Here is a 14,094-nt window from a genome sequence, read left to right as displayed (position 1 = left end):
TATCCTTGTTTAATTTGGGAATTTGGTTTTTCTACGTAGCAGAAAAAAATTTATAAAATGATGATTCTATTTAAAGAAAAAGTAAAAAATGAGGTATTAACCTTTTGGGGAGTGATCTTTTGGAATGTTTTTTAGAACAAACAGTCCTATTTGCAGTGTTAAGTATTCACTAGGGGTTTTCCTAGCACGTAAATTCATTTTGGAGCTGTTAATGATGACGATTAAAGTTGTTCGTGGTGTGGGTTTTACTCTATTTTCAGGGTTAGCATTTTCAGGGTTAGCGATAGCTGCGAATCAGGCAGCAGTGTCAGATGAGGTTATTCTTAAGCAGCGTCAAGCGTTACAGGAAAGTACAAAGGGTCAAAGTGTTGGGCCGCAATCCCCGCGAGATATCGATGTGATGTTTGGCCGTAATCTTCAAACATTTGAGCAAGCGCCAGTTTCTAGCAGCATGAACCTGTGCAATATACATTTTCACAAAAATGCGGAACATAAAGGCGGTGAGTTTACTCAATATGCCGGTAATGGTGACGGACAAGGTTTTCAAACTGGTTATGTCTATTCGGGTCAGCTTACTCAGAGCGAGCTCAGGCCTGTGAAAAATGGTGCTATTTGTAAGGGCAAACATAGCGAGCTTTTCCCTGGAGATACGATAGAAGTGCATTATGTGTATTCCACGGCTCAGGTAGAACCTGGCCCAACTTTAGGGGCTTGTGTTGTCGAAGGTGAGCCGACGCCTCAGCTACGAGTGGAGGCGCAGGTTTATGTTATGGTAAATGATGATAAAGCTCTTAACTTTGATGATTTAACTGCTAGCGATGTTCGCAATGGTTTTTTTCAAGCAGCCAACATTCCTAGTAATACGGGTAATCCAGTGACTTATGCTGGTTCAACGACTGGCCCTAACTACAATGAAAAAGCATCGCCTTATCAAGTAACGTGGAATGTTCGACCTAAAGTCGCTAAGGTCGATATTCAATCTGTTGGTGACTGGTGTGATAGTGACAATGTCTACGAAGAAGATCACGCTCATGGCGTGAGAAACTTGGTAATCAATCCAGACTTACTATCAAATAATGCTGATGCAAAGTAGACAAAATCAGCATTAATTCAAACGCTAGTCCTGTCTAATTTTCATATAAAGCCCTCTTTTTAGAGGGTTTTTTGTTGTTTTTTAAAGATTTTTTTGCTTCTGGCAGATCTTATTGAAATGGTGTCTATCTCGATCTTGTGAAATGTTATATCATAACATTAAAATCTTGTAGGAGAGAGTTATGGAAAGTATGCAAGGCAAATTGCCCGTTACGGTTTTATCTGGCTTTTTAGGGGCAGGTAAAACGACGGTTTTAAGTCATATATTGAATAATCGTGATGGTCTAAAAGTCGCGGTGATTGTAAACGATATGAGTGAAATTAATATTGATGCAGCGACTATTAAGCAAGAAGTGTCGTTAAATCGCAGTGAAGAAAAATTAGTAGAAATGAGCAATGGCTGCATCTGCTGTACTTTGCGAGAAGATTTATTGATTGAGGTTCGAAAGCTTGCCGAAGACAATTGTTTTGATTATTTAGTGATTGAATCAACTGGTATTTCTGAGCCTTTACCAGTGGCAGAAACCTTCACTTTTGCAGATGAAGATGGTGTGAGTTTATCGGATATTGCTCGTCTTGATACCATGGTCACTGTCGTGGATGCGGTGAATTTTATGAAGGATTATGACGCGGCAATATCCTTGCAGGAAACAGGCGAATCTCTTGGTGAGGAAGACGAGCGTAGCGTGGCGGATTTATTGATTGATCAAGTTGAGTTTGCTGACATCATCTTGATTAGTAAAACCGATTTGGTGAGCGAAGCGGAATTACGACAATTAGAATCCATTCTTCGTAGCTTTAATACTGAAGCGGAAATTATCCCAATACATCAAGGTAGAATAGAGCCTAAACGTCTTTTGGGAACCGGTAAGTTTAGCTTTGAAAAAGCGCAACAAGCCGCAGGATGGCTAAAAGAAATGCGTGGCGAGCATGTGCCTGAAACAGAAGAATATGGCATTGGTAGTTTTTCCTATTTGGCGAGACGACCTTTTCATCCTCAACGTTTTTTTGACTTTCTTCATAACATCGAAGTGTATGGGAAATTACTACGCTCGAAAGGTTTTTTTTGGTTAGCGACTCGTCCTGAATTTGCTGGTCAGTGGAGTCAGGCTGGTGGCATTGCGCATCATGGTTTTGCAGGTATGTTTTGGAAAGCGGTACCCAAGGATAAATGGCCACAAGATCCAGAGTATCTTGAGTCGATAGCAGAGCAATGGGTAGAGCCTTTCGGCGACATGCGTCAAGAGTTGGTATTTATCGGTCAAAATCTGAAAAAAGAGGCTGTGATAGGCGCGCTGGATGCTTGTTTGTTAAGCGACCAAGAATTGCTCGCAGGAAAAGCGGTATGGGCCACATTGCCCGATCCATTTCCTGAGTGGGAGGAGGTAGCTTAAGGTAATATTCCATTAACGAAAGAAATTAACATAAAGAACCCCAACTTAATCAAAATAGGGGCTCTTGTCTTTATCAATATCACGGTTCTCAGTTTGGGTTATATTGCTTAGATAGCAAAGTAAAGTAAGAGACTGCAATTTTTCTGACTTAATCAACAGAGTTTAGTGAACGATTAAGTTCAATCACTTCCGAGTGACTAGGGTTACTTCCTAATTTGCCAAAGTGCTCGGGTAACGTATCCCGTTTCAGAGGAGCTTCATCTTTCCTAGCAATTAACAGAGCTTCTTTCATCTCAGCTGCATTCCAATCACAACAGTAAGCAGGGGTAGAAGGTTGTTGACGCCATGATTCTGCCAATGAACCCGCATCTACAGGTTCAAATCCAACTTCGTTGACAAGCCCCATTACTAATTTTTTAGATGAAACGTCGTCGCCAGCGACTGCAACCCCTAATCTATCCAAGGCTCCTTCAGCACGGCCGAGATGGGCGAGTGAATAAGCTAGAATGTTATTAAATGCTTTGATAATCGGGCGTCCTAGTTTTCCCGAAACCCATAGACTTTCAACTTGACCTCTATCGATTTCTGGGATGCGGGGATCGCGTAAGCCTGGGTAATAATTACTCGTATCGATAATACTTACATTCTGCGGAACCTTCTCAAAAAGATTTTTAGGAAGAGTGGAAATAGCGGGGAGCGGCACTGATAATATAATCAGGTCCGCATTATGTACCGCTCCATATATATCGACAGCGATTGCCCCAATTTCATCAGCAAATGACTGAACACCTTCAACTCCTCGGGAATTAGAAACATTCACATCGTGTCCAATTTCAACACATATTTTTGCTAAAGTTCCACCAATACTGCCAGTACCTATAATTCCAATTTTCATCGCATATTACCTAAATGATTTAGTTTGGAGTAAAATACTCACATACTGTAAATACTGCAAGAACACACAAAAAAGTATGTTACATACTAAAAGGTAAGTTAGATGGAAGAGAGAGATTGGAGTTGTCAGGATCCTGAACAACGAATGATTTGGGCGAACGCAACCAGTGAGACTCTGCGAGTCTTGGAAGGAAAATGGAAAATCGTCATTTTATGTCAGCTATTTTCAGCGAAAGGACCTTTAAGGTTTTCGGAGCTTGAGCACAATATTGAAGGTATCAATCAAAAGATGCTTATCCAACAACTTAAGCAACTTGAGAAAGATGGCATTATCGAACGAACGGTTTACCCACAAGTCCCGCCCAAAGTTGAATATCATTTGACTGAAATGGGACTTGCTCTAGGGCCATCTATGGAAGCACTAATTGATTGGGCGTTTTTACGGCGCGAACAAAAAACATTTGAGCCGATTAAGTGGTCAAAGTAGAGGTTTTTTGTCTTTATCTTATTCTTCTTGGCCTTCGTTAATCGGCTCTAATACTTCTGATGTTTTATTTTTTAATCTATCCATTAATAGATGAATGTCTTCTTTTATCATTAGTAAAACTGGAATCAAAATCAGTGTAATCACTGTGGCAAACATGATGCCGTAGGCGAGAGATACAGCCGCCGGAATGAGCATTTGTGCTTGTCTTGAGGTTTCCCAAAGAATCGGAATTAAGCCAGCAAAGGTGGTGAAAGATGTTAGTAATACGGCGCGTAGGCGGCTGCGACACGCTAGGCTGATGGCTTTTTTGACATGGCTGGTTTCATGACGAAGGTCGTTGAAGCGAGACACGAGCAACAGACTGTCATTTACCACAACACCGCTGAGCGCAAGTATGCCGTTCAAAGAGAAAATCCCTAGCGCCAAGTTATTCATCCAATGACCAAGCAATGCACCAATGATTCCGAATGGAATCGCCATCATGATAATAAGCGGCTGCGAGTAAGATTTTAGAGGTATCGCCAAAAGTCCATAAATGATCAAGAGAGCGATGAGGAACATCTCCGACATAGATGACTGAGTTTTTTCTCTTTGCTCTGCTTCCCCAGAAAAATAGATCGAAACTCCGGCAAACTGACGCTTCATCTGTGGTACGACAGCTTTTTGCAAATATTCGACGACTTCTGTTGATGACATGGCATCTTTATCAACTTCGGCAGACAGATACAAAGAGCGTTTGCCATCAATGCGAATAATACGAGTCTCTGCGTCTTCTTGAGACAGTGTGGCAACCGTTGAAAGCGGTACGCGAGTACCGTCGTCTAAGACTATTTTGGTATTCATCACAGCGGCAGGTGATTCTTTTTGCTCGCTCGGATAACCCAAACGAACTTCGACTTCGGAATTGTCTCGCTGATATTTTTGTACCACTTGGCCATCAAAATTACGGGCGACTTGAGTGGCTAAATTGCTAGTGGATAATCCTAATAATCGGCCTTGATCTGTAAGTTTTAGGGTCAGGCGAGATTCAGTTGGCTCATTATTTTGCTCTATTCCCGTGACTGCAGGAAGTGTGGCTAATTGCTTTAATAGTTCTTCCATTGCACCGTTAAGAACACTTGTGTCATTACCGCGCAGCTCAACTCTTAACGCGTCAACCGTTTCACGGGCACTGCGAATTCGTAGGTTTTTTACTCCTTCTGGCATACCTGAAAGTTGCTGCCATTTACTAGCAAATTGCGCCGAGGTATAGGGTCTATTCTCGTCTAGCTCTATGCGTATATTGCCAGATTGGTCATCACTTGCCGTAACTTGAATGTTTTTAATGGCGACATCGCCTTTCGGTTTAGGAGCTTCTTTAGGTTTTGCCGAGTCTTTTGGTTTTTTGTCTGATTGCTCCATGCCGTTAGCTGATGGGCGTCGGCGCTCATCGCTATTAGTGCGCAAAGCGATGTCTGCTTGATAGGCATTTCGTTCAAGTTCGAATAAAACCTTGTTGGTTTGTCCATAGCTCACATCGTTGTACATGGTGAGTGTGCCACGCACTGTGTCTCCCGGAATTTGAGGGAAAAAACTCATGCGAATAGCGCCAGTGAATGGCATGGAAATAACCAAAATAAAGATAGCAATGAACAGCAAGCAAACCGCGTATCGGTAGTTGAGCGCTAAATCTATCATTGGACGATAAATGCGCTCGCTGAACCACTGCAAACCAAAATCTGCTCCTTGTTGAACCATGGCCCATGCTTTAGATATAGGGTTGGTGCGAGTCGATTTTTGCGTATTTATGTGGGCAAGGTGAGCGGGCAAGATAATTTTGGATTCGATGACTGATAAAACTAAACAAATAGCCACAACAGTAGCGAATTGAGAATACAGTTGCCCCAAACGACCTTCGATATTAGACAGCGCCCAAAATGCTGCGACAGTGGTAAAGACACCAAATAGCGTCGGAATGGCAACTAACATGGTGCCTTTAATCGTGTTGCCTATGGTGTCGCCTTCTTTAGACCTGACAGTATAGACACTTTCCCCAACGACAACGGCGTCATCAACCACAATCCCTAAGGCCATGATAAAGCCAAAGGTGGTAAACATGTTTAACGTTAGGCCAATGCTTTCCGTTCCCATGAAAAATAAAGTACCGAAGAAGATAAAGGGTAATCCCATGGCAACCCAAAACGCCACAGTGACGTTTAGAAATATGGCGAGTAAGATAAAGACCAGCAACACACCTGTAATGGCGTTTTCTACCATCAATTCTAGGCGCTGATTAATTGATTCACTGCGATCATACCAAGTGCCGAGTTTTACATTGGCTGGTAAACGTCCGCTTTCTTCCCAATCTTGAATGACGGCTTTTGCTCCGATCACGGAGTTTGATATATCGCTGGTGCCTGTGGTTAGGACTTGAATACCTAAGCTGTTTTGGCGATTAAAACGTGATAAAACATAGTCATCTTCGTCAAATGTGTCGCGTATGTTTGCTATATCTCCTAGTAATATTTTCCCTCCAGACTGATTGGAGAGGACAGGAATACGTGCAAATTCGCTCTTTATATAGGCTTGTTCAGACGCGCTGATGGTTAAGTAAATATTTTCGTCTCGCAGTGTCGCCACTTGAGCTGGAGAGGACTCTGCGTTGATTGCTGTGGCAATATCGGACAAGGTGAGTCCGTAGGATTCTAGTTTATTTTTATCAATGTCGATCATGATGGTTGGATCTATCCAACCAGAAATAGAGGTAGCACTGACGTTTTCGTTTGACAATAAATCGGCTTCTAGTTCATCCGCTAGTTTTTGTAGAGTACGCCGATCAGCATCTCCATACAGTTGAATCCAAATGGAGTGTTCTTCGCGTGTGGCTTTGGATACGACTGGTGGATCGGCCTCGTCAGGAAAAGAAGAAATCTGATCCACCTTGTCTTTGACATCGTCTAGTAGGGTGTCTATGTCATAACCATCCAACATTTCGACAGTGGTGCTGGTAGATTTTGCCGTGGATGAAGTGGTCACCGTCTTGATGCCAGAGACACCTTGCAAAGCTTCTTCCAAGGGGATGGCAATGCCTTCTTCGTTTTCTTTGGCTGAACCACTGTCGTTACTGACAGAAATGGCCACACGGTTTGGGGTTAGGCTTGGAAAGGCTTCTTTATTCAACGAGCCCATGTTTAAAACGCCCAAGCTGATAACCAGAATTAGTAATAGATTCGCAGCAACTGGATTATTGGCAAACCATGGAATAATGCCTTTCGGTTGATCTATTGGGCTCATTGTTTTGCGCTCTTGTCAGCCGATGCCGAGGTATTTAATGACTTAACAAGCATGCCTTTCAAGTAGCTATTATAAGGTTGAACAAGTACTTGATAAGGCTTGTTTAGCATGGAGGTTGGCACTTGAATATAAACGTATTGAGAGTCAACAAAACGAGGCGTGGTTTCAAAGGCAGCTAGCCGACTATTTTGATCTATGTACCAGATTTCGCTCTTTTGGCTTAATGCTGTATTAGGTAGTCGCCAAAGGTTGTCGAGACGCTTGCCTTGAATGGATACTTCAACAAAAGCCCCTGGAATTAGCGCTGGGGTTTGATCGAGAGGATGGTCTAAGCTAACCAATAAGCTACGCATACGAGTCGTTTCGTCTACGTGTTGGTTGACGCTTAAAATTTTACCTTGCCATGTGTTATTGGCATCAATGCTTGATATTAAGGCTGGCCAGTTGTCTTTTAGTAGTGTTTTTGTGTCAGGAAGCTTTAACCAATCACTGTTGGATAAATCGATTTTAATTTCAGCTCTTTCAATACTGTATAGAGTGCCTACATCGCTTCCTGAACTTAAGTATGAACCAAGGGAAATATTACGAGTGATGATTAAAGCGTCAAAAGGGGCGGTCAGTTGAGAGTGTTTTAGCTTGTTTTGCGCATTATTGAGTGCGGCTTTTGCTGATTCTACATCAGCTTTAGCGGCTTCTAACTGTGGTTCTCGTAACACTAGGTCGGAATCTGGGGCTCCTTGAAACCCAGCTGCAGCCCATTCCGCTCTGGCTTGTTCACCTTGGCGAATCTCTTCTTTTAGCGCGAGCTCAGCGGACGCAAGCGTGTTTTTTGCACTGGCTACTGCACTGTTTAGCTCGCTGTTTTCTAGTTGGGCTAAAAGGTAACCTTTTTTGATAACTTGGCCTGATTCGAACTGATTGGAAATACTAATGACTTCACCACTTACCTGGCTTGTCATCGTCAGAGCATATCTGGGTTTTACAACACCTGAAGCCTTAATAGTAGCCGCATAGCTGCCAGTATTGACGGTGATTGTTGATAATTCTAGTGCTTGCTCTGGTGTCTCAGGGCGCGGTGTTTGCACTCGGTTTTGTTGTGTTTCAATCGCGTGCATAACATAAAAGTAGACACCCGCTATTGCAGCACCAGCCAATAATAAGGTGATCCATTGTGAAAGATATTTCATTAAGGTTTTACTCCAAGCCCGAGTGCGAGCCCCAAATCAACTCTGTTTGATAGGTGCTGATAAATTAAATTGTCCAATTGTGCTTCTAGGTCAAAAGCAGTAGTTTGCGCGTTGATTAAGTCGTTTAGTTCGACCAAGCCTGTGCGGTATTTTTTTTCATATTGAGTGAGGTTCTTTTTGGCGCTAAAAAGGGCTTCGTTAATGTGGCGGACTTGCTGTGATAGCACGCGTTCTTGCCCTAAGGTATTTTCTACTTCATTGACTGCTGTGAGTAAGGTGTCACGGTAATCCTGATAGGCTTGAGCCGTTTTTAGTTTGGCAATTTCTGCTGCGGCTTTTAGTTGTCCACCTCGATAAAGTGGTTGAGTGATTTGTGCTAGCAAAGACCAAATAGGTGAACCAAATAAAGCCGCTCTGGGTGAGGCGGCGGTTTCACTTAATGTTGCGCTTAGGCTGATGCTGGGAAGCATATCTTTATAAGCAACGGAAGTGTTTAGATCCGCAGCTTCAATGGCTAAATATGCAGCTTTTAGATCGGGTCTGCGTTGTAAGTTTTGCTCTGGTAAGTCGCTTAACGTAAGGCTGACGTCCGGATAACTTTGGTTGGCAATAAAGTCCAAGGCATCCGTTTTGCCTAGGTAAAGCTGCAAGTTACGTATTTCGATTGCGAGGTTTTCTTTATATTCCACAAGATCTGCTTTGGATTTAGATGTGGAAGTACGTGATTCGTCGAGCTCTTCTAAATTACCAAGGCCATTTCTAAAGCGTTTTAAAATTAGTTTTTCGTTGGCTTCTAAGAGTGTCAAGCGTTTCTGCTCAATTTCGATAGCGTGTTGTTTTGCAGTAATAGCGAGCCAAGTTTTAATTACATTGGCAACTAAGGTATCACGACTGGCTTGGTATAAGGCTTCGTCACTAGCAAGAGTTTTGGCTGTGGCTTGTTCTGCTTGGGCGAGTTTTTGCCATAAATCGGCTTCCCAACTAACGCTCAAATTGGCCTTGTAGTTGGTATCGCTACCTTCGGTTTTATTACCGGACAAACCAGCTTCAACGCTAGGCAGTGATTCGCCTTGCTGGCTTTTTAAACTCCATAAACTGGCTTGTAGCGTCAGCTGTGTTTTTTGCAAACTAGGGTTTGCTTTCAATGCTTTGCTAATTAAACCATCAAGTTGTTCGTCTTGAATTAAATCTGTTAGGTAGCTTACAGGCGCGACATTGTCCATTGTTTGCCACTGGGTGATTTTGCTCTCGCTTGTTGCATCTAGCTCCTGTTTGGCTAGTTCCGCATAGTCTTTGCGTTTCTCTGTATTGCTGCAGGCCGCTAATACTAGACTTAGGCAGAGCAATGCAAGATTTAAAAAAGACCTGTTGAGCATTTAATATGTCCTAGTAAAAGAGCTGAATCAGTAACGTTTTTTACGCGCTATATTCTTAATAAAAGAAAAGTAAGTCTTTGGATTATTGCGTTTTTAGATCAAGGCTTTAAGTGTATTTGCGTTTCTTTACAGTTGTTGGCTGTTTAGAATAGTGGCTGTATGTTTTCTAAAATGATGTAAAAAGGCCGTTACTCTTTTTGGTAAACTGCCGTATGGGTAAAGTAAATAAACCGGAATTAAAGGCAGCTGCCATTGTGGCAATACTCTGATTAAATCGCCTGGGTGGTGCTTTTCTCTCATGTTTACCATGTAATCTGGTAAGACACCTATTCCTTTTCCCTTTGCTATTTGTTCAAGTTGCATGGCGATTTGATCTGTCCATATTTGAGATTTTGGTATTTCAATGCGTTTTGTTCCATCTTCGGAGTGAAGTAGCTCTAAGTCTCCCGCAGGTTGGTAAAAGTGATGAAAATTAACCCAAGGAATGTCTTTTAGTCTCTCAATATCATCTACTGCGGGATTTTCTTTTAAAAAAGAACTTGAGGCATATAAGCCACATGTTAGATGTCCGAGCATTTCTTCTTTAAATTTAGACGGTTGCAAAGATCCTAACCAAACACCTATATCTGACAGTTCTAACTCTGCAAAGATTGAGGTGGTTTTAAGAGAAATACTAACTTCTGGGTGGTTATCAGCAAAATGAACAACTTCTTTTGGTAGCCAAGAACGAGCTAAACCGTAATAAGCCGTAATATTTAACTCCCCCATCACCGACTCTTGAAGAGTATCTACTGTTTTTTGAGCCAGTTTAGCGGCGTCTAAAATTTTGCAGGCATGAGGGTAGAAGGCCTTTCCAGCATCATTTGGAAATATTTTATTCGCTTGGCGTAGTAAAAGAGATTGTCCAACGCTAGCTTCGAGATGAGATATGCGTCTGCTCAATGTAGATTTAGAGACTTCAAGTTGTTTTGCCGCTTTTGTCAGATTTTCCGTTTCGATCAAAGTAGTAAAACTTTGCAGGTCGTTCATGTCGTACATTTTTGCATACCTATTTTTTTAAGCCAGTTAGTAGTGATAATTTCACATATCGGAACGAAATGTTCCGGCGCTTTAAGTCTTCATTGTGTGAGAATATAAGTGGTAATCAATATCATTTAAAAAGGGCGGTGAATATGATCAAGCAAAGGGGTTGTTGCCCTTTTAACTCATTATATATGTCAAAAAGGTTGTGTATGTCGCTTATTGTGACAGTGTCTTTTATTTTTTCTAGTCAGATTAATGCACAATTTGAGATCTCTCCTGATGAACTCGTACAAAGAGGTCTATTGGCGGGTGCAAAATACCCAGGACTTGCCAGCATTTGTGAAATTGATAAACCTCTTAAAATGGCAGGTGCACGATCCGGCGCTAAAAAACGCGTATTAACAGATGAAGAGCGAGTTCTGCGTGCCCAAAAAGCAATAATAGAACCTCGGCAAGTATTTGATAATTTGTATTTTGTTGGCAATCGCTCGGTAGCTAGTTGGGTAATTCAAACTTCTGAAGGTTTAATTCTGATTGATGCAATGAACAGTAACCGTAAAGCTGAAGAAACCTTAGTACCAGGTATTCGATCGTTAGGTCTGGATCCTAATGATATTCGTTATTTAATTATTACCCATGCTCATGGAGATCATTACGGCGGCCAAAAATATTTAGTGGATAATTTTCATCCTAGGGTCGTTATGGGAGATGCTGATTGGGCTGAATTAGAAAAGCCTATTCCAGAGATTTTTAACCCTAAATGGGATGCTGCTCCAACAAGAGATATTTCTATCAATGACGGTGATGTTATTGAACTCGGAGATACACGAGTTCAACTTTATGTTACTCCAGGGCATACCCTGGGGACAATGTCTTTGATATTTGAGGTTAAGGATGGCGACCAACGTCATACGGCTGCTTTATGGGGAGGAACTGGATTAAACTTTGGTCCAAATCTTGATCGTTTAAAAATGTATTCAGACTCTGCTGCTCGGTTTCAACATCTTTCTAAAGAGAAGTCGGTAGACGTGTTTTTATCGAATCATCCTACTCGTGATAACAGTGTGGAGCGTTTAAAAGTTTTGGCGAAACGTGTTCCTAATGAGCCACATCCTTTTGTTGACGCTAATGCTTCTGGGGCTTTTGAACTCCTAAGAGATTGCAGTCTAGCGCAACTGGTAAAAATTGAACAATACCAGCAGCGCGTCCAAAAAAACGCACGAAGTATATTTAACTAATTGTCTTAAGGTTTGTAAAATGCCATCAAATCGCTATTTTTTAATTTCTTCAGCTGTTGCTAATCTGTGTTTATTTTCTTCTTCTGTAGTAGCAGAAACCACAGAGTTGAATGAGTTGGTTATTACTGCGTCTGGTTATGAGCAAGCTACTACAGAAGCACCAGCCAGTATTACGGTTATTAATCAAAACGATATAAATCAGGGCTCATATAGAGACATAACGGAGGTGCTTAACCACGTCCCAGGGGTATTCGTAACAGGAGGTTCTTCTGGTAACGATATTTCTATTCGAGGTATGCCCTCTAAATATACATTATTGTTAGTTGATGGACGTCCGCAGTCATCTAGAGAGTCACAGCCAAGCGGTAGCGGTGGCATGGACCAAGAATGGTTACCACCATTAAAGTCAATAGAGAGAATCGAGGTAATACGAGGGCCAATGTCTACGTTGTATGGCGCTAATGCGATGGGGGGGGTTGTTAATATTATCACTCGTAAAACCACTGATGAATGGCATGGTAATGTGCGTATAGATGCATCGAGAGCAGAGAGTGATGAGTTTGGCGGCACTAGACAAGGAGCTATTTACCTTGCTGGCCCACTAATAGAGGATACGTTAAGTTTACGTTTAGGTGCTCGTGGTCTTTTTAATGAAGAAGATGAAGTAGCTCGCGGCGCTACAGAGAAAGAGATTCACAATTATAATGCACAACTTCGTTTTACTCCTAACGACGACCATGCTTTTGATTTGGATATGATGAAGAGTAATCAAAAGCGTATAACTACTCTCGGCAAATCAGCCGCTGCTAATGCTCGTACTGGTAGTGAAGCGAATAATGATAAAAGCTCTATAGCTCTCACCCATACAGGGCAATGGGGTAGTGTTTCAGAGACCTCTTATGTACAGCGTGAAAGTACCTATAACGAAGGTCGAGACATGAGAATAACGAATCTTGTGGTTGATAGTCGTTGGATTGTTCCGACTAATGATCACATTACAACGGTTGGCACAAACATCGCCAAAGCTAAGCTAACTGATGCTGAAAATGTTCTTGATTTAACAACGATAAGTAATGATCAATTTTCACTCTATGGAGAAGATGAATGGTTTGTTACTAATTCAGTCTCTTTAACCAGTGGAATACGAGTTGACAAGAATGAAAACTTTGATAGTCAAATTAGTCCACGACTTTATGCAAACTGGTTTTTGAATGATGTCTGGACATTAAAAGGAGGCGTTGCAACTGGTTATCAAACCCCAGAGTTGAGAGCAATGACAGAAGGTTGGGCACAAGAAAGTCGTGGGGGAGATATATATGGTAATCCTGACTTAAAACCAGAAACGTCGATTAGTAAAGAAGTGAGTGTTATTTACAGTAGTACTAACAAGATCATGAGTGCAACGTTATTTGATAACCATTTTGATGACAAAATTATGATAACAAGTTGCCCTGCATCTATCTGCGTTGAATCCGGTTCACGTTATAATATAAATGTTGATGAGGCTAAAACGCAGGGTGTCGAATTGAGTTCTGAGTTTCAGGTGACAAGCGATGTAAATATTAATGTCCGATATACCTATACAAAATCAGAGCAGCTGTCTGGAGATAACAAAGGACAGCCTTTGACTCAGATTCCCCTTCACTTGTTTGCTACAACTTTTAATTGGCAAGTAGTAGATCGTGTCAAGACGTGGATAGATTATGAGTACAGAGGAAAAGAGTCTCAGGAGACCGGCCTATCAAGTAATACAGAAACTCAAGCGCCATCTTATAATCTATTCCATATAGGGGTGCAGTATGCCATGAGCGATAACTTTACTGTTCAAGCAGGAATCAATAATTTAATGGACGAAGAGTTTGAATTTGATGAATACGGCTTTGTTGACACTGGTCGTGCATACTGGGCATCGTTGGAATATAGTTTTTAGACGTTTTTTATAGGTAATAGCTAGAGAAGGTGCAAATAAGTCTACTAAGCCTTAGTGGCGTGACCCGTATGCCTACATGGATGTAGGTAATTAGGGCAATGCAGGAGCAATTTTCGAGACAACTTCCCTAGGCTAATAGACATCGGTTCAAAATGAGGTAACTGTCAGATCAGGTCTGAGCTAGTACAGATCAGGCCTGA

At 41.7% G+C, this 14,094-nt stretch carries 10 protein-coding genes; 5 read left to right on the top strand and 5 right to left on the bottom strand.

Annotated elements, in window-relative coordinates; genetic code table 11:
* Positions 1-211: 211 nt before the first annotated feature.
* Both KPL72_RS14780 and zigA read left to right on the top strand, forming a co-directional pair.
* Positions 212-1,093 carry a delta-class carbonic anhydrase gene (locus KPL72_RS14780; RefSeq protein WP_249422270.1) on the top strand — a complete coding sequence of 294 codons (882 nt, stop codon included), beginning with the start codon at positions 212-214 and terminating at the stop codon, positions 1,091-1,093.
* Positions 1,094-1,274: 181 nt separating this feature from the next.
* Positions 1,275-2,486: a zinc metallochaperone GTPase ZigA gene (gene zigA / locus KPL72_RS14775; protein ID WP_219703442.1), complete on the top strand. Its 1,212-nt coding sequence runs from the start codon at positions 1,275-1,277 to the stop codon at positions 2,484-2,486.
* A 148-nt stretch (positions 2,487-2,634) separates the two neighbouring features.
* On the opposite strand, the gene KPL72_RS14770 is transcribed toward zigA, so the two are convergent.
* Positions 2,635-3,381 (bottom strand): NADPH-dependent F420 reductase, encoded by a 747-nt coding sequence (locus KPL72_RS14770; RefSeq protein WP_219703441.1) that lies wholly within the window; start codon positions 3,379-3,381, stop codon positions 2,635-2,637.
* A gap of 102 nt (positions 3,382-3,483) precedes the next feature.
* On the opposite strand from KPL72_RS14770, the gene KPL72_RS14765 reads away from it, so the two are divergent.
* Entirely contained in the window at positions 3,484-3,867 is a 384-nt protein-coding gene (locus KPL72_RS14765) for a winged helix-turn-helix transcriptional regulator (RefSeq protein WP_283248013.1), read from the top strand.
* A gap of 18 nt (positions 3,868-3,885) precedes the next feature.
* On the opposite strand, the gene KPL72_RS14760 is transcribed toward KPL72_RS14765, so the two are convergent.
* The 4 genes from KPL72_RS14760 to KPL72_RS14745 all read right to left on the bottom strand — a co-directional run bounded on the left by KPL72_RS14760 (position 3,886) and on the right by KPL72_RS14745 (position 10,741).
* Positions 3,886-7,140 carry an efflux RND transporter permease subunit gene (locus KPL72_RS14760; RefSeq protein WP_219703440.1) on the bottom strand — a complete coding sequence of 1,085 codons (3,255 nt, stop codon included), beginning with the start codon at positions 7,138-7,140 and terminating at the stop codon, positions 3,886-3,888.
* Complete coding sequence (locus KPL72_RS14755) at positions 7,137-8,327, bottom strand: efflux RND transporter periplasmic adaptor subunit (protein ID WP_219703439.1); 1,191 nt, start codon at positions 8,325-8,327, stop codon at positions 7,137-7,139. Before KPL72_RS14755 ends, KPL72_RS14760 begins: the two co-directional genes overlap by 4 nt.
* Positions 8,327-9,703, bottom strand: coding sequence for a TolC family protein (locus tag KPL72_RS14750; protein WP_219703438.1), 1,377 nt, complete (start codon positions 9,701-9,703; stop codon positions 8,327-8,329). Before KPL72_RS14750 ends, KPL72_RS14755 begins: the two co-directional genes overlap by 1 nt.
* Before the next feature lie 126 nt (positions 9,704-9,829).
* Positions 9,830-10,741 (bottom strand): LysR family transcriptional regulator, encoded by a 912-nt coding sequence (locus KPL72_RS14745; RefSeq protein WP_219703437.1) that lies wholly within the window; start codon positions 10,739-10,741, stop codon positions 9,830-9,832.
* A gap of 194 nt (positions 10,742-10,935) precedes the next feature.
* On the opposite strand from KPL72_RS14745, the gene KPL72_RS14740 reads away from it, so the two are divergent.
* Both KPL72_RS14740 and KPL72_RS14735 read left to right on the top strand, forming a co-directional pair.
* Positions 10,936-11,964, top strand: coding sequence for an MBL fold metallo-hydrolase (locus tag KPL72_RS14740; protein ID WP_249422269.1), 1,029 nt, complete (start codon positions 10,936-10,938; stop codon positions 11,962-11,964).
* Between the two features lie 19 nt (positions 11,965-11,983).
* The gene (locus KPL72_RS14735) at positions 11,984-13,894 is read left to right on the top strand and encodes a TonB-dependent receptor domain-containing protein (RefSeq protein ID WP_219703435.1); all 1,911 of its coding nucleotides are present in this window, start codon (positions 11,984-11,986) and stop codon (positions 13,892-13,894) included.
* Positions 13,895-14,094 lie beyond the last annotated feature (200 nt).

It is taken from the genome of Marinomonas lutimaris (assembly GCF_019426345.1).
Taxonomy (GTDB): domain Bacteria; phylum Pseudomonadota; class Gammaproteobacteria; order Pseudomonadales; family Marinomonadaceae; genus Marinomonas; species Marinomonas lutimaris.
The sequence above is the reverse complement of the archived record's forward strand: the minus strand, read 5'-3'. Positions and strand labels throughout refer to the sequence as shown.

Excerpts from the sequence above, each read along its gene's own strand:
- KPL72_RS14735 (WP_219703435.1), top strand. The coding sequence starts at position 11,984 with ATGCCATCAAATCGCTATTTTTTAATTTCTTCAGCTGTTGCTAATCTG.
- zigA (WP_219703442.1), top strand. The coding sequence starts at position 1,275 with ATGGAAAGTATGCAAGGCAAATTGCCCGTTACGGTTTTATCTGGCTTT.
- KPL72_RS14745 (WP_219703437.1), bottom strand. The coding sequence starts at position 10,741 with ATGTACGACATGAACGACCTGCAAAGTTTTACTACTTTGATCGAAACG.
- KPL72_RS14750 (WP_219703438.1), bottom strand. The coding sequence starts at position 9,703 with ATGCTCAACAGGTCTTTTTTAAATCTTGCATTGCTCTGCCTAAGTCTA.
- KPL72_RS14760 (WP_219703440.1), bottom strand. The coding sequence starts at position 7,140 with ATGAGCCCAATAGATCAACCGAAAGGCATTATTCCATGGTTTGCCAAT.
- KPL72_RS14770 (WP_219703441.1), bottom strand. The coding sequence starts at position 3,381 with ATGAAAATTGGAATTATAGGTACTGGCAGTATTGGTGGAACTTTAGCA.
- KPL72_RS14765 (WP_283248013.1), top strand. The coding sequence starts at position 3,484 with ATGGAAGAGAGAGATTGGAGTTGTCAGGATCCTGAACAACGAATGATT.
- KPL72_RS14740 (WP_249422269.1), top strand. The coding sequence starts at position 10,936 with ATGTCGCTTATTGTGACAGTGTCTTTTATTTTTTCTAGTCAGATTAAT.
- KPL72_RS14780 (WP_249422270.1), top strand. The coding sequence starts at position 212 with ATGATGACGATTAAAGTTGTTCGTGGTGTGGGTTTTACTCTATTTTCA.
- KPL72_RS14755 (WP_219703439.1), bottom strand. The coding sequence starts at position 8,327 with ATGAAATATCTTTCACAATGGATCACCTTATTATTGGCTGGTGCTGCA.